General features: G+C 48.5%; 21 protein-coding genes. 17 read left to right on the plus strand and 4 right to left on the minus strand.

What is annotated here, in order from left to right; all coding sequences use genetic code 11:
* The first annotated feature begins 225 nt into the window (after positions 1-225).
* From AC6RNO_RS13255 to AC6RNO_RS13280, 6 genes are all read left to right on the plus strand, one after another.
* Positions 226-708: a hypothetical protein gene (locus AC6RNO_RS13255; RefSeq protein ID WP_497105720.1), complete on the plus strand. Its 483-nt coding sequence runs from the start codon at positions 226-228 to the stop codon at positions 706-708.
* Between the two features lie 180 nt (positions 709-888).
* Entirely contained in the window at positions 889-2,730 is a 1,842-nt protein-coding gene (typA, locus tag AC6RNO_RS13260; protein ID WP_497105721.1) for a translational GTPase TypA, read from the plus strand.
* Positions 2,731-2,847: 117 nt separating this feature from the next.
* Positions 2,848-3,126, plus strand: a complete 279-nt coding sequence (locus AC6RNO_RS13265; protein WP_474684516.1) for a YlaH-like family protein — start codon at positions 2,848-2,850, stop codon at positions 3,124-3,126.
* A 17-nt stretch (positions 3,127-3,143) separates the two neighbouring features.
* The gene (locus AC6RNO_RS13270) at positions 3,144-3,581 is read left to right on the plus strand and encodes a hypothetical protein (protein WP_497105722.1); all 438 of its coding nucleotides are present in this window, start codon (positions 3,144-3,146) and stop codon (positions 3,579-3,581) included.
* Positions 3,582-3,857 (plus strand): hypothetical protein, encoded by a 276-nt coding sequence (locus AC6RNO_RS13275; protein ID WP_488435477.1) that lies wholly within the window; start codon positions 3,582-3,584, stop codon positions 3,855-3,857.
* 182 nt (positions 3,858-4,039) lie between these two features.
* Entirely contained in the window at positions 4,040-4,216 is a 177-nt protein-coding gene (locus tag AC6RNO_RS13280; protein WP_497105723.1) for a hypothetical protein, read from the plus strand.
* A 57-nt stretch (positions 4,217-4,273) separates the two neighbouring features.
* On the opposite strand, the gene AC6RNO_RS13285 is transcribed toward AC6RNO_RS13280, so the two are convergent.
* Complete coding sequence (locus AC6RNO_RS13285; RefSeq protein WP_474684460.1) at positions 4,274-4,828, minus strand: YhcN/YlaJ family sporulation lipoprotein; 555 nt, start codon at positions 4,826-4,828, stop codon at positions 4,274-4,276.
* Between the two features lie 172 nt (positions 4,829-5,000).
* Between AC6RNO_RS13285 and AC6RNO_RS13290 the strand changes: the two genes are divergently transcribed.
* A complete protein-coding gene (locus AC6RNO_RS13290; protein WP_474684459.1) occupies positions 5,001-6,332 on the plus strand; it encodes a PhoH family protein in 1,332 nt (443 codons plus the stop codon).
* Between the two features lie 669 nt (positions 6,333-7,001).
* On the opposite strand, the gene AC6RNO_RS13295 is transcribed toward AC6RNO_RS13290, so the two are convergent.
* The gene (locus AC6RNO_RS13295) at positions 7,002-8,117 is read right to left on the minus strand and encodes a hypothetical protein (RefSeq protein WP_497105724.1); all 1,116 of its coding nucleotides are present in this window, start codon (positions 8,115-8,117) and stop codon (positions 7,002-7,004) included.
* 100 nt (positions 8,118-8,217) lie between these two features.
* Positions 8,218-9,183 carry a hypothetical protein gene (locus tag AC6RNO_RS13300; RefSeq protein ID WP_497105725.1) on the minus strand — a complete coding sequence of 322 codons (966 nt, stop codon included), beginning with the start codon at positions 9,181-9,183 and terminating at the stop codon, positions 8,218-8,220.
* 122 nt (positions 9,184-9,305) lie between these two features.
* Between AC6RNO_RS13300 and AC6RNO_RS13305 the strand changes: the two genes are divergently transcribed.
* Positions 9,306-10,430, plus strand: coding sequence for an SAM-dependent methyltransferase (locus AC6RNO_RS13305; RefSeq protein ID WP_497105726.1), 1,125 nt, complete (start codon positions 9,306-9,308; stop codon positions 10,428-10,430).
* Positions 10,431-10,465: 35 nt separating this feature from the next.
* Here the strand turns inward: AC6RNO_RS13305 and AC6RNO_RS13310 are convergent, their stop codons facing one another.
* On the minus strand, positions 10,466-10,696 hold the full coding sequence (locus tag AC6RNO_RS13310) for a DUF2626 domain-containing protein (RefSeq protein WP_474684455.1): 231 nt from the start codon (positions 10,694-10,696) through the stop codon (positions 10,466-10,468).
* 320 nt (positions 10,697-11,016) lie between these two features.
* Between AC6RNO_RS13310 and AC6RNO_RS13315 the strand changes: the two genes are divergently transcribed.
* The 9 genes from AC6RNO_RS13315 (at position 11,017) to AC6RNO_RS13355 (ending at position 19,432) form a co-directional block, all read left to right on the plus strand.
* Complete coding sequence (locus AC6RNO_RS13315) at positions 11,017-11,667, plus strand: RsfA family transcriptional regulator (protein WP_474684454.1); 651 nt, start codon at positions 11,017-11,019, stop codon at positions 11,665-11,667.
* A 122-nt stretch (positions 11,668-11,789) separates the two neighbouring features.
* The gene (locus AC6RNO_RS13320) at positions 11,790-12,734 is read left to right on the plus strand and encodes a 2-dehydropantoate 2-reductase (RefSeq protein ID WP_497105727.1); all 945 of its coding nucleotides are present in this window, start codon (positions 11,790-11,792) and stop codon (positions 12,732-12,734) included.
* 15 nt (positions 12,735-12,749) lie between these two features.
* Complete coding sequence (locus tag AC6RNO_RS13325) at positions 12,750-13,148, plus strand: DUF3397 domain-containing protein (protein ID WP_474684452.1); 399 nt, start codon at positions 12,750-12,752, stop codon at positions 13,146-13,148.
* 30 nt (positions 13,149-13,178) lie between these two features.
* Positions 13,179-13,445 carry a late competence development ComFB family protein gene (locus tag AC6RNO_RS13330; protein ID WP_474684451.1) on the plus strand — a complete coding sequence of 89 codons (267 nt, stop codon included), beginning with the start codon at positions 13,179-13,181 and terminating at the stop codon, positions 13,443-13,445.
* Between the two features lie 346 nt (positions 13,446-13,791).
* Positions 13,792-15,465 (plus strand): ABC transporter substrate-binding protein, encoded by a 1,674-nt coding sequence (locus AC6RNO_RS13335; protein WP_497105728.1) that lies wholly within the window; start codon positions 13,792-13,794, stop codon positions 15,463-15,465.
* A 116-nt stretch (positions 15,466-15,581) separates the two neighbouring features.
* Entirely contained in the window at positions 15,582-16,514 is a 933-nt protein-coding gene (locus AC6RNO_RS13340; protein ID WP_497105729.1) for an ABC transporter permease subunit, read from the plus strand.
* Positions 16,514-17,434 (plus strand): ABC transporter permease subunit, encoded by a 921-nt coding sequence (locus AC6RNO_RS13345; RefSeq protein ID WP_497105730.1) that lies wholly within the window; start codon positions 16,514-16,516, stop codon positions 17,432-17,434. Before AC6RNO_RS13340 ends, AC6RNO_RS13345 begins: the two co-directional genes overlap by 1 nt.
* Positions 17,435-17,448: 14 nt before the next feature.
* Positions 17,449-18,468: an oligopeptide/dipeptide ABC transporter ATP-binding protein gene (locus tag AC6RNO_RS13350; protein WP_497105731.1), complete on the plus strand. Its 1,020-nt coding sequence runs from the start codon at positions 17,449-17,451 to the stop codon at positions 18,466-18,468.
* A gap of 1 nt (position 18,469) precedes the next feature.
* The gene (locus AC6RNO_RS13355; protein WP_497105732.1) at positions 18,470-19,432 is read left to right on the plus strand and encodes an oligopeptide/dipeptide ABC transporter ATP-binding protein; all 963 of its coding nucleotides are present in this window, start codon (positions 18,470-18,472) and stop codon (positions 19,430-19,432) included.
* Positions 19,433-19,619 lie beyond the last annotated feature (187 nt).

The following is a 19,619-nucleotide window of genomic DNA, read 5'->3' on the forward strand; positions in this document are numbered from 1 at the left end:
CCGCCCCCGAATCGGAGCGGCCCGCGGCCGCCGCTCCGCCAGCGCCCCCGGCGGCGTCCGAGGCCCCGCCGCCGCCGGATGCGATGAGCCGTTTGCTGGAAGCGAAACGGCGCAACCGCAAGTAAACGCCGCGCCTTCTGGCGTTTTTTCCGCAAGTGAGATACACTATTTGCAGATGAGTGTCGAACGGGCGCTCACTTTCGGCGAATTGGGGAGGGAAGCCTTATGGCTAGAAACAGCTACTCCATCGGTGTGCTGCTGATCGGGGTTGCGATCGTTTTGCTGCTTGGGAAATTAGGGGTCTTTCACTTTGTCTTTGCTTATTTATGGCCGCTGGCGCTGCTTATTCCGGGGCTGTTGTTTCACGCTTTGTATTTTAACCGCATGCTTCCGGCCGGGGTTCTGCTGCCGGGCGGCATATTGACGACGTATTCGCTCATGTTTTTTTACTGCAACATTTTTGGCTGGGGCTCGATGAGCTACTTGTGGCCCGGCTTTATTTTCGGCGTGGCCGTCGGTCTATACGAGCTGCATTTGTTTGACCGGGGCAGCGACCGCGGGGTCATGACCGCCGCGCTGATTTTGGGCGTCGCATCCGCCGTTTTCTTCGTCCTTGCTTTATTGTTCAAGCTCGGCATCTACGTCGTTGCCCTGCTGCTCATCGTAGGCGGTGTGCTGATCATGATGCGCAAGCCGAGAATATGGTAGCGGGGATGGGCCTGCAAAGCGGGGAAATGTCCGTTTACAATAAAATAAAGTGCAAAATCCTTGCATAATGTCGCTTTTTTGCATATAATAATGTTAAATGTCAAGCGTCGGCGCTTTCGTCCGACGCTTCTTTTATGATCAGAGACGAAAATCATAGGGTAGAGAGGGTTTGAATAATTCATGCACGCTAGAGACAAGATTCGCAATATCGCGATTATCGCGCACGTTGACCACGGCAAAACTACGCTCGTCGACAAGCTGCTGCAGCAGTCTGGAACGTTCCGCGATAACGAGGCCGTTCAGGAAAGAGCCATGGACTCCAACGATTTGGAGAGAGAGCGCGGCATTACGATTTTGGCCAAAAATACGGCGATTAATTATAAAGACTATTTGATTAATATCGTGGACACCCCGGGACACGCCGACTTCGGCGGCGAGGTTGAACGGATTATGAAAATGGTCGACGGCGTTCTGCTCGTAGTCGACGCTTTCGAAGGCACGATGCCGCAAACGAAGTTCGTACTGCGCAAGGCGCTGGAGCAAAACCTGTCGCCGGTCGTCGTCGTCAACAAAATCGACCGCCCGAATGCGCGTCCGGCGGAAGTCGTCGACGAAGTGCTCGATTTGTTCATTGAGCTTGGAGCGACGGATGAGCAGTTGGATTTCCATGTCGTGTACGCCTCCGCGCTTCAAGGCACATCCAGCCTTGACCCGGATAAGCAGGATGCGAACATGGAAGCGATCTATGAAACGGTCGTTCAGCATATTCCTGCGCCTACGGAAGACGTGGATCAACCGCTGCAGTTCCTCGTTACGCTGATGGATTACAACGAGTATTTGGGACGCATCGGGGTCGGCCGGGTTAACCGCGGCAAAATCCGCCAAGGGCAACCGGTTGCGGTTATTACCCGCGAAGGCGCTACAAAACAGGCGAGAATCGAGAAATTGTTCGGTTTCTCCGGCTTGAAACGGATTGAAATCGAAGAAGCCGGCGCAGGCGATATCATCGCGATTGCCGGGATTAAAGAAATCAACATCGGCGAAACGGTTGCCGATCCGGCGAATCCGGAAGCACTGCCGGTGCTGAAAATCGACGAGCCGACGCTGCAGATGACGTTCCTCGTGAACAACAGCCCGTTTGCCGGCCGCGAAGGCAAATGGGTAACGTCCCGCAAGCTGCGCGAGCGTCTGTACAAAGAGCTGGAAACCGACGTCAGCTTGCGCGTGGAGGACACGGACAGCCCTGATGCTTTCATCGTCTCCGGGCGCGGCGAGCTTCACCTCGGCATCCTGATCGAGAATATGCGCCGCGAAGGTTTCGAGATGCAGGTGTCCAAGCCGGAAGTCATCATCCGCGAAATCGACGGGCAAAAAATGGAGCCGATCGAGCGCTTGATCATTGACGTTCCCGAGGACAGCATGGGCGCGGTTATGGAAAGCCTCGGAACCCGCAAAGCGGAAATGGTCAATATGATCAACAACGGCAACGGCAACGTGCGCTTGGAGTTCCTGATTCCTGCACGGGGCTTGATCGGATACAGAACGTACTTCCTGACGCTGACACGCGGCTACGGAATTATGAATCACGCGTTTGACAGCTACGGTCCTTACCTGGGCGCAGGCGTCGGCGGCCGTCACGAAGGCGTGCTCGTATCCAGCGAAACGGGAGTGTCCACGCTGTACGGCATTCTTTCCGTCGAAGACCGCGGCGTGCTGTTCGTTCACCCGCAGACGGAAGTGTACGAGGGCATGATCGTGGGCGAGCATACTCGCGACAACGACATCATCGTCAACATTTGCAAGGAAAAAGCGGTCAACAACATCCGTTCGGCGAACAAGGAAGAAACGGTGAAAATGAAAACTCCCCGCATCTATTCCCTGGAGCAGGCGCTGGAGTACTTGAACGATGACGAGTACTGTGAAATTACGCCGAAATCCGTTCGTCTGCGCAAAAAGATTTTGAATAAAAGCGAGCGCGAACGCGCTGAAAAACACCGCAAAATGTCCGAAGCAGGCGTATAATAAATAAAAGGAAAAAAAGGGAAATGCAGCAGAGTTACTTTCTTGAGCTGTCATTTCCCTTTCCCTATATTTTTCGTATGCTTGTGAGAATTCGCTTTCATGGAGGTGAGACTTGTGTTGACTGGGTGGTTTGGCGATCATATCCTGATTACATATTTGTTGATTTTTGTGTTTATGTCGTATGTGTATAATAAAGTGTTCCGCGCGCGCAAGCTGCCGGTTTTGAAGACGCTCATCATCTACGTGCTGATTGCGATCGGCTCGATCATGCTGCTCTTTTTCCAGGTCGCGGGATTGCCGATCGTGCCCAGTCTGGCTGTGGCCGTATTTCTCATGTTCCTGGTCCGGGTGCGCTATTTTGTTGAAAAAAGAACCGGTAAAAGGTCTTCCCAATAAGGGAGGGGGATTGGTTGATGAACCGCTATTGGTTAACTCCTATTATTTGTAGGGAACCTGTAACTTTCGGGGCTGATCGTCTGTGCTGCGAACCGCCGGGCGAGGTTGACGCTTTGCGGGAGGAGGCGCATGCGCTCCATCCGCGGCTTTTGCCGATGTTCAAAGCCAGTCTGCTGCTGAGCGATGACGAAGAGCTGTGCGGCTCCGAGCTTGTCGAGGCGGATCTGGCCGCTCCTGGCGTGCTGGCGTTCGACGGCAATCCCTTGCATATATCCCATTGCGCGGAAGCTTTTTTGGATCGTCTGCTTGCTCCCGAGGCATCGAGAGATTTGGTAAGGGAACTGAAGGGCGGCGCAGGCGGACTTTCCGACCGGCAGCTGCTGTGGAAGCGCCAATGGCTGGAATGGCTGGAGAACGGGTATGAGGTCATTTTGCTGAGAGAGGATGGTAGATGAGTGAAACTTCAGGATGCGCTGTTTAATTGGCTGCAGATGCATATTGTCGCGGAAGCGCGGACGGAAGATCGGGCGGCGGCGGAAACGCTCGATTTCTTCGCCGTTCTATTGCGGGAGGATCACGCGGTAACAGGGATGCAGATCGAAGGTGAAGACGCCATCAAGGTCATCATCGCTTATGAGCAGGAAGGAGTAAGCAGGAGTGTATCCTTCGACCGGGAGGCGGCGGAAAAGCTGCTGGAAGACATCAACTCAAATCCTAAATATAATCAATAACTTGCGACACCGACATAACTTTGCCTTCCGGACGATACAATAGGGTATATCCTGCCGCAGGCCGAAGGAGTGTTCGCATGGATTGAAAAATGGATACATAAAAGTGGAACACGTGCTCTTGCTTGTGATATACTGAAATTGTAAGGCTAGTATGCTACTACCTTGTAGGAGGCGCAAACATCATGGCCGAACCAATTACAACTTTACCGGAGCAATTGTTTTCAGCCTTGCCAAGCGACAATCCGGCTTGTGCCGAGACAGACATCAAGTCGGCTCGGACCGCCGTGTTCTGTGCATTCAACCGACGTGCAGCGATTGAGCTGGACGGACAAGTTTTTCATGCGATAAAAAAAGCCTAGACATGCTTACGCTGTCAGGCTTTTTCTCGTCTTTTCCAAGTTTATCCGGTTATCGGGCTACAGGTTAGGTCTTCCTACCTGATTCGCATCGTTCGGTACGGGGGTGCTTGGGACATCTCTAAGATCGCGGGGGATCTGCGGCATAATCCGGCCGACGATATCGGCCATCTGCTCGGCGAAGCCTGTGACAGGCCTTCCAGCCCTAATATTATCGCGAATGTTGCGCAAGCGCTGATCGAGGTCCATATCCGCGGTAACGATGGCATTGACGCCGTACGGGTCTTTGCGCAGCGCTTCTGCGACGGAATACTTCACGGTTCCGACTTTGGATCTGTCCATATCTTTTTTTACATTGATTCCTACGACAGCCGTGTTGCCGAATACAACACAATGGGCACTTTCCACTTGCGGAACGCTTACCGCCAGGTTCTCCAAACGCTCTGCGACTTGCTGAGGATTTTTAATTTCCAGTTTTTGCGGAGCGATTTGTTGCACTTTAATTTGATCCTGATTTGCATTTGGAGAGGGGGCAGCACCACTTTTCGGCGCTTGGCTGCAGCCGGCAGCAAGGAAAAGCAGCGGCACTATCAGACAAATTCGTTTCACCAGCATCGATCCTTTCTTTTCCTTGAATCTTGCGTTTAGTTTGTCCTGCACAGCTATTTTGTATGTATGCATCAGATAGCATGGCATCTGGCACAAGGAATGAATTTGATTCCAGCGAATCAAAAATTGCATTCCTACAGCAAAAGATCTAACGCCAAATCCGGGAGGGGACACACATATGAAAAAAATTTACGTGTTGGATACCAATGTACTGCTTCAGGACCCTAATTCTTTATTTGCTTTCGACGATAATGAAGTAGTCATACCCGCCGTGGTGTTGGAAGAGATCGATTCGAAGAAACGGAACGCCGATGAGATTGGGCGAAATGCCAGACATGTATCCCGTCTGCTTGACGGTCTGCGCGTCAAAGGTACATTATCCGATGGAGTCACGCTGGAAAGCGGCGGCAGCATCAAGGTGGAGCTGAATCACCGCAGCTTTGCCAAGCTTCAGGAAACGTTCGCCGAGCTCACCAACGATAACCGGATTCTTGCGGTTGCGCTCAACTATCATCTGGAAGAACAGGAGAACGACGATCCGAAGCCTGTCGTGATTGTCAGCAAAGACACTCTGGTGCGAATTAAAGCGGACGTTCTCGGGCTGACGGCTCAAGATTATTTGACCGACCGCATTGTCTCCCAGACTGATATGTATACGGGATATGTGACGCTGCATGTGCATCCGTCGATCATAGACGAATTTTATACGTACCGCTTTTTGAACCTCCATTCGCTGAATCTCGGGTATTCGCTGCATCCTCATGAATTTGTTATTTTAAGAGATGAACTTGGAACGTCGAAATCCGCTTTGTTAAAAGTCAATGCCGAAGGCAAAAAGCTGGAGCCGCTTTATATGAGCAACGAGCCCGTATGGGGAATCGCGGCGCGCAACGCCCAGCAGCGCATGGCGCTGGAATTGCTTTTAAACGACGAGATCCCGCTGGTGACCTTGACCGGCAAAGCGGGCACTGGCAAAACGCTGCTGACGCTTGCCGCGGGGCTTATGAAAATCGAAGACGAGCGCAAGTACAAAAAGCTGCTGATCGCCCGCCCCGTCGTTCCGATGGGCAAAGATATCGGATATTTGCCCGGTGAAAAAGACGAGAAGCTGCGCCCCTGGATGCAGCCGATCTATGATAATCTGGAGTTTTTGTTCGATACGAAAAAAACGGGCGATATCGATAAAATATTGGCAGGGCTGGGCAGCATACAGGTGGAGGCCTTGACGTACATCCGCGGGCGCTCCATCCCGGGACAATTCATTATCATCGACGAAGCTCAGAACTTATCGAAGCATGAAGTGAAGACGATCGTCTCGCGTGTCGGCGAGAACAGCAAAATCGTGCTGCTGGGCGACCCCGAGCAAATCGACCATCCTTATTTGGACGCATCCAGCAACGGCCTCACTTATGTGGTCGAGCGATTCAAGCAAGAGGGGATCAGCGGCCACATCACGCTGGAACGAGGTGAACGTTCGCACTTGGCCCAACTGGCGGCGGACCTGCTATAACGAGAAACGCAAACAAGCCCTTATCCGTATCTGCGGATAAGGGCTTGTTTGCGTGGCATCGGTTCGTTGCGTGGAAAGCCCGCGATTGCATAGATATTCCCCGCTTAGAGCGGGCTTGAGCCTGCGCAGCGGCTGGAATGCCGTACTAACCTGAAAATAACGAACGATGAACACATGGGCATGGGGCTGCCCATAAACCCACACGCCAGGGCCGATCGCACAATCTGCCAAGCTGCACGAAAAACCTCAAAAGTCAGGCTGCCCAAAAAACTGCCGCGTCATAGGCGATAGCCACAATCTGCCTGGCTGCACGAAAAAACCTGCAAAAATACATGAATTTGTGTCCTTAACCACTGGCCACGAAGAATTCCTGCAATTGTGCAGGCTTTTCATCGAATACATGGACTCCGATTCACTTTCAGCGAAAATTCCTGTACTTTTGCAGGTTTTTCGCCAAAACAAACTAATTTCGCAGAAAAAACCTGCACTTTCGCAGGTTTTCTCCCTGTCCAGCCGGCTTGTGTCCTCCCACTTCAGCGCTGTAACTTGCTCAGGAGAGGAGTGGATTGGGGAAGAACGCTTGCACCACGGCTGCCCCCCTCAGGTTCCTCTATCCCATCACTTTATTATCAATCTGATTGTTGCAGGTTTTCGACGCAGCCCATCCGTTCACTTTGTAAAGGATAGCTTGAGTTTGACGACAGCCTTCCCGTCTTTTGTTTCTACGCTCACGACATCGAGGTAGCTGACCATCTTTTTCGGGATGAAGCCTAGCTTGAATTCTTTCATCATGTCCGCGATCGTCGTATCCGGCAGCTCGAAGCCGTTGAATTCGATACGGTCGATCAGGAACCGGACTTCGTTCATGTCCGTTCCTTCAATTAAGGCGAATTTGCCTTGCAGCTTGAAGGCGAGATCGTCTTTTTTCCCCGAGGCGACAATGCCGTCGTTCTGAAAGGTGAAGTCGAGATTTTTCAACTGCTCGTTAGTCCGGTGCAAATAGTCGTTGAAATCGCGGTCGCTGATCGTGATCAGCGGGTTGCTGAAGGAAGACAAATCCAAATATTTATTGTCGGCGCCGCTTTGCGTAATAAACTGGGGAAATTCAAGGAAAGCGGCGGACAACTGCTTCAAGTATTCGCGAAACACAGGCAGGCCTTCTTCTTTCCATTGATCGTTCAACGACTTGATCTGCTGCTGAACGACCGCCGCCTGGGCCGTCACTGCAAGCTGTTTGTCCAGTTCTTCCTGGAGCGTGACGAGCCGCTGCCGCTGCTGCAGCCAATTGTCTTTCGTTTTCTGCAAATCGCTGCGGGACGTATCGAGATCCGCCCGCAATTGCTTGAGCTTGGCGAACGATTCGGTAAAGCTGGCCAGCGCTTTGTGGTCGTTCACAAGTATCATTTGTATGTATTCCAACATTCGGATCGCATCGCTGACCGAAGTAACGGTGAACAGAAGCGTCCAAATCGTATCGCGGTCTCCGGTGTAATAGGCTCTGAGCACTTTGCCGGCATGCTTTCTCGTTTCTTGAACGCTGTCGTTTTGCCGAACGATATCCTGCTCGTTAAGCCGGATTTGGTCGGCGAGCTTGGCGTCCTGCTCGTTCAGTCTGGCGAGTTCCCGGTCGATTTCGTATATCGTCAGCCCTTTTTGCAGCAGCTCTTTCGTATTATCGTGTGCAGCGCCTGCCTCTTCAGCCAATACCGAACGGATGGGCGCGGCCGTATTCCAGATGAGCATTGCCGATAAAACGACGAGCATGATTCGGTTCCTGTATTTCATTCAGACGTTTCTCCCCCTATGTACAGATTATCATATTTCTATTAAATGAAGCACAAAAAAATACTTGCCCCCGGCGAAAGGAGCAAGCATGTAAGGAAAGCTATTTTTTTGTTTTGACTATCAGCTTAAGGACGTCATTAAAGTCTTTAACCTGGGCTGGAACTTGCTTGGTGAAGGCAGGGGCTTGATTGATCCCGTCATAGGTTTGGTGGAGCGTCAATTTGTTCTCCGACGATTTGCCGTCAGCCGCAGTTACCGTGAAAATAATGTCCATCGACTGGTCGCGGATGAAACCTTGATCGTCGATCGCGACGCTCAGCGTGCCAGGGGCTTTCAGTTGGACGCCGGTCAGCGATTTTTTGAGCTGTTCCGCTTTGTCTGCGGCGAGCAGGCCGTTATTTTGCAGCGTGCCGACGAAATCCGGCAGTTTGGCTTGCAGCATGGCGTTCAATTCTTTTTCGTTTTTCGCGGTCAGGTCGATGCTGATCGATTTGGCGTTCGAACCGTCTTTCAGCTTGACAGGTTCTTTGGCCTCTTTATACCATTTGGGATCGGTGCCCTGGAAAATGATGCTGCTTAGCGCCGCGGTCAATTGCGATGTGTTTTTCAAATTATCAAGCTTCAGCGGTGCCGCGCTGTTTTGGCTAAGCTGCTGCAAATCGACGGCATAATATTCGTCAGCCGTTTTATTGATAGCTGGTATATTGAAATACAATTTGTTATCTTTAATAAGAATAGGTATTGCAATCGGAGACGTAGTCCCTTTGGGGGTAATTTTCAAATCGGTCTCGAACTGCAGCGGATCGAGGCTGCTGGCGCCTTTCCACTCAATGGTGCTTTCCCGGAATACGCCGAGAATTCCGTTCGTAAGAGGATTCGGAGAGCTTATCAGCGCGTCGCTGATTTGCAGAGCTGCGCTGCCGTCAAACGAATACGATTTCATTTCCTGCTGCTTGGTTAACGATGTTTCCACTGTTTCTTTGATCTTGGTGTTATCCGTACAAGCTGTTAACGAAACGAGGCCGACCGAGGTGATCACCGTTAATGTCATCCATTTTTTAAACATGTATTCCAGTCTCTCCTTCCATAAGTCCTTCTTCATTATAATGGTTTATACCCGGTTTGTCTGTATGTAAACAATTGCAAAAAACGCTTGCAATTTGCAGCGAATTTCAGGAGGCAATCTTTGTGAATGTGCAGCTTGGTCACCCGGAAGTCGTTCAAGCGCTGATAGCCGCTATCCGGCGGCACGAGAAGCGGGCGATTCCGTTTCGCGATTATATGGATATATGTTTATACCACGAGCCCGGAGGATATTACCGCAGCGAGACTGTCAAAATCGGGAAAGACGGCGATTTCTACACCAGCTCTTTGATCGGCACCGCAATGGGCGAGATGGTGGCCGCGTTCATCGTTCGCCTGGCGGCCGAGACCGTACGGGAAACGGAGCCGGTTTCCATCGTAGAATGGGGAGGGGGCAGCGGCCGGCTTGCTCTTCATCTTTTAAATGAGCTGCGGCTGGCAGCACCGTCTTTGTACGCCCGTCTCAGCTATACGATGATCGAATCCAGCGGATATCATCGGCGGTTGCAGGCTGAGACCTTAAAGCCGCACGAGGCTGTCGTCCGTTTTGTTGCGGATGCGGACTGGCTTGCCGCTCCTCCGGTCGACGGGATTTTTGTGCTCGCCAATGAGCTGCTCGACGCATTTCCGGTTCACCGGGTAAGGTACCGGGAAGGGCGGTACGAGGAGGCGTACGTGGCGTGGGACGAGCCGGATCGATCTTTCCGGGAAGTCTGGCATCCTGCAGCATCCAAACGATTATTAGACTATATGACCGGGCTAAAAGTTCAATGGCTGGACGGACAAATCGGGGAAGTGAATTTCGCCGCGGAGGACTGGCTGCACGCGGTAGCGAAGCGCGTTCGGAGCGGAGGCGTCATGGTCATCGATTATGGCGATCGGGAAGAGGAAATCTACGGGGCGCACCGGCAGCGCGGCACGTTGATGTGCTACCGGCAGCATCAGGCTGCGGACGATCCGTTTCAATTTCAGGGGCGGCAGGACATGACAGCTCATGTCAATTTCAGCTTGTGCCTGGATGCGGCGGCGCGAGCGGGGTTTACCGGCTGTACGCTGCGGACGCAGCGGGAGTTTCTTGTGGAGCAGGGCATTTTGCACAAGCTGCAGGAGCATCACGACCCGAATCCGTTCAGCGAGGTTGCAAGGAAGAATCGCGCCATCCGCCAGCTGCTGCTCAGCGATCAAATGAGCGAGCTGTTCAAGGTAATGACAGCGCATAAAAAAAGGTGACCCGAATGATGTCATTCGGATCACCTTTTTGAATTTTACACGGACATTCTGAAGAAAGACCAATACGTAAATCCGCTGAAGGAGATGATCATATATCCCCAAAACAGCAGTATGTAGGTGCGTTCTGATAAGCGCATATAGCCCAGAATCACGAAAACGGCCGTTTGGAAAAAGAAAAGCAGAGACATCGGAATCATATCTCCCGCTAAACTCATCAATGCGATGACAAGCGTCCAAAATCCTAAAACCCGAAACATGCGATCCATTTACGTTTTATCCCCCTCTCATGCCGCGATGCACTTTTACTACATCACATTATACCTTTTGCTTAGACGAGTGTAAACCTCCAAGCGCGAAGAAATTAAAAACATTTCGTCTTGCATCATTAGTATGGCTTTTTGTCCGAATCCGATGTATGAGCCGTAAAAAAAATGGCAATACCATTTAGTATCAAATAGATTCTATGAACTCTACTATGGGCATAGAAATAGTAATAATGGCACGAATCAATTTATACCTTCTCTTGCGAATTGATTCTCTCTATATTTAGATGCATTTGCACAAATACGTTAGGAGGATTGACCTTATGTCAGCAATTAGACAAGACGCTTGGAGCGACGAAGACGATTTAATTTTAGCGGAGGTGACGCTGCGTCATATTCGTGAAGGGAGCACTCAGTTGTCCGCTTTTGAAGAAGTGGGGGAGCGGATCGGCCGTACGGCTGCTGCATGCGGTTTTCGTTGGAACAGTTTCGTCAGAAAGAAATATGAGGCCGCCATTCAAATTGCGAAAGCCCAGCGGCAAAAACGCACACAACTGAAAAAACATGCTGCAGTCAGCATTTCAAGCTCATCCGTGGCTCTGCTTGACACCCAGGAACTGCCTGGAGGCAAAGCGGAGGCGATTTCCGAAGAAACGCTATCGATCGATGCGGTCATCCGCTTCCTCAGACAATGGAGAAGCACCTATCAGGATATGAACAGGCATATTAAAAACCTGGAAAAAGAATTGCAGGACAAAGAGGAAGAACTCGACCGGCTGGGCCGGGAAAACGACAAGCTGAACAAGCAGGTCAACGAAGTGGAGACCGACTACCGGGTTGTCAATGACGATTACAAGGCGCTGATCCAGATCATGGACCGCGCCAGGAAAATGGCGTTCCTCGTGGAAGAGGAAGAAGAAGGAAAGCCGCGGTTCAAGATGGACGCCAACGGCAACTTGGAAAGAGTAGACTGACAGGATCTCAGTACCTATAAAAGCATAGTCAATCGAGAAGCTCCGGAGCAGGCCAACGCCTCGCTTGCGGGGCTTTCGTGCTATAATGAGGAGCGTATCCAAGTAAAGAGGGGGCGGGCTACATGCACATCATGATCATTGGAGCGGGTTCGCTGGGGCTCTTGTATGCGGCCAAGCTAGCGGAAGTTTGCGACAGCATGACGGTAACGGCGAGGACAGAGGCGCAAGCTCTGGCGCTGCAACGGGAAGGTATCGTGCTCGACTGCCGGCCCGCTGCGGCATTTTCGCCCGCGGTCCGATTCGCAGCTTTTGAAGAACATCGGCTTTCTACGGGCGGGGATGCGCCGTACGATTTTATTTTTCTGATGGTCAAGCAATCCGCCATTGAAGAAAGCTTGCTTTCTTACATGTCAGCGAAGATGTCACGGCATACGGTTGCCGTTTGTTTTCAAAACGGGATCGGCCATGCGGAAAAGCTGGAGCAGGCGCTAGGCGCGGATCGCGTGCTGCTTGCGGTGACGACGGAAGCTGCCAAAAGGGACGGCCTGCATAAAGTCAACCATACCGGCCATGGGGTTACATACATCGGAAATGCCGGAGGCAGCGAGGAAAACAAAGGACCTGAGAAATTTAGACAAATTTTATTGGCCGACACGCTAAGAAAGGCAGGATTTGACGCGCAGGTGTCGAAAGACATGGATACGCGGGTTTGGAACAAGCTGATTATTAATTGTGTCATTAATCCGCTTACGGCGATACTGCGCGTGCGCAACGGCGAATTGCTGGAATCGGAATGGACGAGGCAGCTTATGCGCGAGCTTTATCAAGAAGCGGCCGGATTGGCTTCGGCCAAAGGCATACCCGTATCCGAAGATTTGTGGGGGACGCTGCTTCAAGTATGCGAGGCGACAGCGGACAATCATTCCTCCATGCTTCAGGATCTTATGAACGCCCGACGGACGGAAATCGACAGCATGAATGGGAGTTTGCTTGGGATGGCCCGGGAGGCAAAGATGGAGCTTGCCGCTCACCAAACCGTTTATCGCTTCATAAAAGCCCTTGAATAAGAAGGTGATCCGTTCGTGGATGTTATTGCTGGTGTACTGACAAAATTATACGCTATTCTCGCTATTGCCCCGTTTGTGACGTTTATCGCCGTCTGGTTTGCCGTGTATTTTTTTATGAAAGACAAAAAGATGACGACAAGGCTGGCTATGGATATAACGACATTGTTTCTGATCGGATCCGTGTCCGTCATGTGGAACCAACTGTTCCAGACTTCGTTCGGTTTCTGGCTGATTTTGCTCGTTCTGCTGATTGCATTCGGCACGATCGGCGGCTATCAGACGCGGGTGAAAGGGAAATCCGAACTTTTGAAAGTGGGCAGGATCGTTTGGAGAATGGGTTTTCTCGGACTATCGGCCTTGTACATCGTTCTTTTTCTTCTGAATATAGGAAAGACCTATATATACTCTACATAATACGATTACATCAATGAGGAGATGGATGACATGGTACGTAACTTGATGGAAGAACTTGTATGGCAATGCTTGAGGGATTTGCAGCAGCATCAGGAACTGTTAAGAGGTTGTGAGGAGCAAAAGTTGGCCGATATTATGGCGATCACACTGAACCGCATTCCCCCGAAATACGTGTCGTCCTCGCAAGGAGAAATGTTTGTGAAAACGCAATTAAGGCAGCTGGAGCCGGAAATTTACCGGGAACTCGCTTACGCCATCGACAAAGTTATGAATGATAGCAGAAAAAGCGATTTCTGATAGTACAGGGCCTTTTTGTAATATTTATTTGAGAATTGTAGAAAATAACAATGATTTTCGTGTAGATTTTATTAACCGTTGGTTGTATAATTAAAATCCATGAAGATCTTTTTTTAGACATTAATTTGACACTGGTGAATTAAGGCTGGACATTATGGCGTAATATGTTATAATTTCTCACGTATTATATAGTAAATTTTTTTACCAGAGATATATGTTAGATTATATTACGTATTTAAAAGGTTTTCATTGTATCTTGGGTTTTCGGTGTTAGGTTAACGTAAATTTATTTGACAACATACACCTGACCATAAATAGATATACATATTTTTAAAGGAGGAGTTTTATGAAATCGAAGAAGTGGGTTACAACAGCATTGGTTCTTACACTGGCAGGCAGCTTGATTACTGGATGTACAACGACGGGGGACAAGAGCGCTACGGACAGCAGTTCGGGAACAAATAGTACAACCAAAGCGAAAGAAGCCGTAATTAATACTTACATTAATGGTGAGATCCCGACTATCGATCCTGGTATTGCAAAAGACAGTGCTTCCAGTTGGGTATTGGATCATGTTATGGAAGGATTATACTTTCAAGATAAAGACGGTTTAAAACTGGGGCAAGCTAAAGATGTTCAGGTCAGTGCGGACGGTTTAACTTATACAGTCACGCTGAAAGATAATTTGAAATGGTCAAATGGAGACCCTGTTACCGCTGGGGATTTTGAATTTGCATGGAAACGCGTGCTTGATCCGGCTACGGCTTCTGAATATGCGTACCAAATTGCTGATTATCTTAAAGGCGGAAGAGAATATAATGGAGCGGATTCCAAGAAAGTAAGCGCTGACGAAATGAAAAAGCTTCGTGATGCGGTTGGGGTCACAGCTAAGGATGATAAAACGTTGGTTATTACGTTAGCTTCGCCGACTCCTTACTTTACACAATTGCTTTCCTTCTATACTTATTACCCCGTTAATAAAAAAGTAGTGGAAGCGAACCCGAAGTGGGCCGCCGAAGCTAGTACGTATGTTGGCAACGGTCCTTTCAAAGTAACAGAGTGGTCAAAAGATAAAGTGCTTGTCGCCGTGAAAAATGACAATTATTATGACAAAGCCAAAATTACAGTCGATAAAATTGTCTGGAACAACATTTCTGACGACAATACAGCTTGGCAAATGTATACCAACGGCGATCTGAATTTTTATCGTGCAGTGCCTCCAGCAGCTGTCGAAGTTGCTAAAAATAGCGGGGAGTTGAATGTAAAGCCCAAGTTGTCCACTTACTTTTACCGTTTTAACACAACTAAGCCTCCTTTCAATAATGTAAATGTTCGTAAAGCTTTTGCGATGGCTATTAACCGCCAGCCAATCATCGACAATATATTGAAAACGGGCCAAAAACCAGCGTTTGGCATCGTATCTCCAGGTATTCTTGTTGATGGCGGTAAAGACTTCCGCGAAGGCATTCAAGATTACTTTAAAGAAGACAACGCACAAGCGAAACAGCTTCTGGATCAAGGTCTGAAAGAACTGAATCTCACAGCACTACCCAAAATAGGGATCAGCTACAATACCAACGAAGGGCACAAAAAAATTGCTGAAGCTGTTCAAGAAATGTGGAAAAAGAATCTGAATGTTGAAGTTGAATTGAAAAACTCCGAATGGAAAGTTTATTTGGATCAGGTGCACAAGCTTGACTATCAAGTTGCACGGGCAGGTTGGGTTGGTGATTACCTTGATCCAATGACCTTCTTGGGGATGTTTGTAACTGGCGGAGACAATAATGAAACCGGTTGGAGCAATGCTCAATACGACGCATTAATCAAACAAGCACAAGTCGAGCAAGATCCAAAAAAACGTATGCAAGAATTCCGTGATGCGGAGAAAATATTAATGGATGAAATGCCAATTGCGCCAGTTTATTACTATACATCAGCTGATGCGGTTAAAAAGGATATACAAGGTGTTTACACTCCGGCGAACCGTGACTCAATCTTCCGTTACGTAACAACAAAGTAACGTCCCTTACTGTAAAGAGAAATCTAATGTATCTTTCTGGTAGAGGTATGCCGGAGTTATGCTGGCGTACCTCTACTTGCTAATTTAAATGGACTTTTGAGGAAGGGGGAAGGTGTATGCTTCAATTTATGATCAAAAGGGGCGTTAATGCTCTTCTGACCATTTGGGTAATCGTTACACTTACATTTATTCTTATGCATCTTGTACCAGGAGGTCCCTTTACAAGTGAAAAACCTGTTCCTCCCGCGGTTCTTGACAATTTAAACAAGTACTACCATCTGGATGAACCCGTGTTTCAGCAATATTTGCGTTACGTAAAATCTTTACTTTCCGGGGATCTGGGTCCCTCTTATAAATCGAATACTCGTACTGTAAACGATATGTTGGCGGACACATTGCCTGTGTCATTCCAACTCGGTTTGCAGGCTTTGATTGTGGCTTTGATCGGTGGGACGCTTCTTGGCACTATAGCCGCGTTAAATCATAATAAATGGCCAGATTATACAGCTTCTATTTTTGCTGTTTTAGGTACGGCAGTTCCCAGTTTCGTGGTAGCTACCCTACTCATTCAAGTATTTGCTATAGAACTTAAATGGCTTCCTGTTGCCACTTGGAAGTCCTGGGAGTATACAATCCTTCCTACGATAGCTCTTGGTGTTGGTCCAATGGCCCAAATTGCCAGGTTGATGCGGTCCAACATGTTGGAAGTGTTAGGACAAGATTACATTAAAACAGCAAAATCAAAAGGTTTGTCGAAATATCAGACTGTTGCTTCTCATACTGTTCGAAATGCAATTATGCCTGTAATTACAATTCTTGGACCTATTGCCGCCGGTCTTCTGACAGGAACTTTTGTTGTAGAACAAATATTTTCTATCCCTGGAGCGGGCAAACTGGCTGTACAAAGCATAGGAAATCGCGATTATCCGTTGATTCTTGGAACTACGGTTGTATACGGAATTGTTTTGGTTGTGATTATGTTTATCACTGACGTTATATACTCGTTAGTCGATCCTCGAATTAAATTAGCGGGAAGGAGGGGGCGCTGATGTCGAAACAACTGCATCCGGATTTATTTCAACCGGTTGGGGATCAAAAAGATACGGAGTTAATCGTGCGCCCCAGTATGACATACTGGCAAGATGCATGGCGGCGTCTGAAGAAAAATAAAATCGCTATGGCTGGATTGGCTATTATCTTACTGTTTATGATCATGGCAGTTATAGGTCCGATGATTAGGCCATTTTCTTTTTCGGATCAAAGTTTTGCGGATGCAAATAAAGGGCCTTCCTTGCTGCATTGGTTTGGAACTGATGATCTTGGAAGGGATTTATTTGTGCGCGTTTGGTATGGAGCTCGTTATTCCTTATTTATCGCCATAATGGCGGCTCTCATTGATCTGGTCATTGGTGTGATTTATGGAGGTATTGCCGGGTTTAAGGGAGGAAATACAGACAATGTGATGATGCGTATTGTAGAAGTGCTTTATGCGATACCCACTTTGTTGGTTGTAATCATGTTGATGGTTGTTATGGGACAGGGCTTATTTACGATTATTGTGGCTCTGGGTGCATTAGGATGGATGAGCATGGCCAGATTGGTTCGGGGGCAAATTCTTCAGTTGAAGGAGCAGGAATATGTGCTTGCAGCTAAAACTCTAGGTGCCAACAGCAATCGTCTATTATTTAAGCATTTGGTTCCGAATACGTTAGGTGTTATTATCGTAAATATTACATTTACAATTCCCGGAGCTATTTTTTCTGAAGCTTTTCTCAGTTTCTTGGGACTTGGTGTTCCTGTGCCAAAAGCAAGCTGGGGAACTCTGGCTAATGACGCGCTGGGGAGCCTGATTCAAGGTCATGTTTACCAACTGTTTTTTCCTGCTTTTATGATTTCGATGACGATGTTGGCATTCAATTTATTTGGCGATGGTTTACGCGATGCTTTGGATCCTAAAATGCGAAAGTAAAGGAGGGAGATTTCATGAATAACGTTATTTTGGAAGTCAACAATCTCGAAGTCTCTTTTGATACGTATGCAGGCGAGGTGCAAGCTGTTCGCGGAGTTAATTTCGTTCTGGGTAAAGGTGAAGTTTTGGCCATCGTAGGGGAATCCGGTTGTGGCAAATCCGTAACAGCGCAAACGATTATGCGGCTAATTCCAACTCCGCCTGGAAGGATCAAGAACGGGCGAATTTTATTTGGCGGTAAGACGGATATAGCAAAGCTAAGTGATAAAGAGATGGAGAAAGTACGCGGTTCGAAGATGGGAATGATTTTTCAGGATCCGATGACTTCCTTAAATCCGACGAAAACGATCGGCAAGCAGATTATGGAAGGCTTGATAAAGCAACAAGGTATTTCAAAGGAGAAAGCGAAGGAACGGGCTATTGAGATTCTGGGTCTGGTAGGAATTCCGAGTCCAGAGACGCGGATTAAGCAATATCCTCATCATTTAAGCGGAGGGATGCGCCAGCGTGTTATGATTGCGATTGCCTTGTCTTCCAATCCGGAGCTGCTGATTGCCGATGAGCCTACCACTGCACTTGACGTAACCATACAAGCGCAAATTATCGATCTGATGAAAGATCTTCAACAAAAAATGGGCACTTCAATAATTATGATTACTCATGATTTGGGCGTTGTGGCAGATATCGCACAGAGAGTGGTTGTTATGTACGCAGGAAAAGTGGTTGAACAAGGTTCCATCAGGGATGTTTTCTATAATCCTCAGCATCCTTACACTTGGGGGCTGCTTCGTTCCGTCCCGCGGCTTGACGACGATTCTGATTCTGAATTAATACCAATCAACGGAACGCCGCCGGACTTATTCGCGCCGCCTAAAGGCTGTGCATTTGCTGCACGCTGTCCATACGCGATGCGGGTATGTTTGGAACAGGATGCCGAACATACTGTGATCGCGGATGGACACACAACTGCCTGCTGGCTGACGAATTCCATGGCTCCAAAAGTAGTGCGCCCGGTAGAAGTGGAGGGACGTTGAGATGACAGATCATATACTGGAAGTTCGAAACTTGAAAAGGCATTTTCATTTAGGCAGAGGGGCAATCCTTAAAGCTGTAGATGGCGTTTCCTTTTCAATTAAGCGCGGAGAGACTTTCGGGCTTGTCGGAGAGTCGGGCTGCGGAAAATCTACGCTGGGACGAACGATCATTCGCCTCTACGATTCTACGGACGGAGAGGTTTTGTTTAATGGAAAGAATGTTCATAAATTGAAGAAAAAAGACTCTCAGGAATTTCACAAAAAGATGCAGATGGTCTTTCAAGATCCATATGCTTCTTTGAATCCACGTATGACTGTAGGAGATATTATTGCTGAAGGTATCGATATCCACGAAATCGCTCGGGGTAAGGAACGAAAAGAACGCGTTCATGAACTTCTGAATACAGTAGGATTGAATGTGGAACATGCTAATCGATATCCACATGAATTTTCAGGCGGACAGAGACAACGCATCGGAATCGCCCGCGCATTGGCTATTGAGCCTGAATTTATCGTTGCTGATGAGCCGATTTCAGCGCTCGATGTTTCAATTCAAGCACAAGTGGTAAATTTGTTCGAGCGACTTCAAAAAGAACGCAATTTGACTTATCTTTTTATTGCGCATGATTTGGCAATGGTGAAGCATATTTCAGATCGAATCGGAGTCATGTACTTGGGAAAAATGGTTGAAACGGCAGCATCGCAAGAACTGCATCGCAAACCGCTTCATCCCTATACACAAGCCTTGTTGTCGGCTGTTCCGATTCCTGACCCGGATTTGTCGCATTCGCGGGAACGGATTATTTTACAGGGAGATGTTCCTAGTCCTATCTTTCCGCCTAGCGGTTGTCCGTTCCGAACCCGTTGTCCGAAGGCAATGCCGGAATGTGCTGCTTCGATGCCTGAAGTGAGAGAAGTGGAGCCTAATCATCTGGTTGCATGCCACTTGTATTCATCTTCTTAGTTTTAAGTGCATAGTTGCACTAGCTAGAACAATAATTTAAACCCTAGCAGGAAAAGTGGTTGAACAGAAGTTGCTTTCTGATCAACCACTTTTAAATGTTTTTTCGTTGTTCTCCATTCATTTGGCTGAATTTGAAAAATTGAATTTATTGTAAAAAAGAACCTCGTTCCGAAAATGTGGGAACGAG

The organism is Paenibacillus sp. sgz302190, assembly GCF_059820445.1.

Excerpts from the sequence above, each read along its gene's own strand:
- AC6RNO_RS13345 (WP_497105730.1), top strand. The coding sequence starts at position 16,514 with ATGTCGAAACAACTGCATCCGGATTTATTTCAACCGGTTGGGGATCAA.
- AC6RNO_RS13290 (WP_474684459.1), top strand. The coding sequence starts at position 5,001 with ATGAAAAAAATTTACGTGTTGGATACCAATGTACTGCTTCAGGACCCT.
- AC6RNO_RS13330 (WP_474684451.1), top strand. The coding sequence starts at position 13,179 with ATGGTACGTAACTTGATGGAAGAACTTGTATGGCAATGCTTGAGGGAT.
- AC6RNO_RS13350 (WP_497105731.1), top strand. The coding sequence starts at position 17,449 with ATGAATAACGTTATTTTGGAAGTCAACAATCTCGAAGTCTCTTTTGAT.
- AC6RNO_RS13295 (WP_497105724.1), bottom strand. The coding sequence starts at position 8,117 with ATGAAATACAGGAACCGAATCATGCTCGTCGTTTTATCGGCAATGCTC.
- AC6RNO_RS13315 (WP_474684454.1), top strand. The coding sequence starts at position 11,017 with ATGTCAGCAATTAGACAAGACGCTTGGAGCGACGAAGACGATTTAATT.
- AC6RNO_RS13300 (WP_497105725.1), bottom strand. The coding sequence starts at position 9,183 with ATGTTTAAAAAATGGATGACATTAACGGTGATCACCTCGGTCGGCCTC.
- AC6RNO_RS13280 (WP_497105723.1), top strand. The coding sequence starts at position 4,040 with ATGGCCGAACCAATTACAACTTTACCGGAGCAATTGTTTTCAGCCTTG.
- AC6RNO_RS13340 (WP_497105729.1), top strand. The coding sequence starts at position 15,582 with ATGCTTCAATTTATGATCAAAAGGGGCGTTAATGCTCTTCTGACCATT.
- AC6RNO_RS13335 (WP_497105728.1), top strand. The coding sequence starts at position 13,792 with ATGAAATCGAAGAAGTGGGTTACAACAGCATTGGTTCTTACACTGGCA.
- typA (WP_497105721.1), top strand. The coding sequence starts at position 889 with ATGCACGCTAGAGACAAGATTCGCAATATCGCGATTATCGCGCACGTT.
- AC6RNO_RS13310 (WP_474684455.1), bottom strand. The coding sequence starts at position 10,696 with ATGGATCGCATGTTTCGGGTTTTAGGATTTTGGACGCTTGTCATCGCA.
- AC6RNO_RS13285 (WP_474684460.1), bottom strand. The coding sequence starts at position 4,828 with ATGCTGGTGAAACGAATTTGTCTGATAGTGCCGCTGCTTTTCCTTGCT.
- AC6RNO_RS13320 (WP_497105727.1), top strand. The coding sequence starts at position 11,790 with ATGCACATCATGATCATTGGAGCGGGTTCGCTGGGGCTCTTGTATGCG.
- AC6RNO_RS13270 (WP_497105722.1), top strand. The coding sequence starts at position 3,144 with ATGAACCGCTATTGGTTAACTCCTATTATTTGTAGGGAACCTGTAACT.
- AC6RNO_RS13355 (WP_497105732.1), top strand. The coding sequence starts at position 18,470 with ATGACAGATCATATACTGGAAGTTCGAAACTTGAAAAGGCATTTTCAT.
- AC6RNO_RS13255 (WP_497105720.1), top strand. The coding sequence starts at position 226 with ATGGCTAGAAACAGCTACTCCATCGGTGTGCTGCTGATCGGGGTTGCG.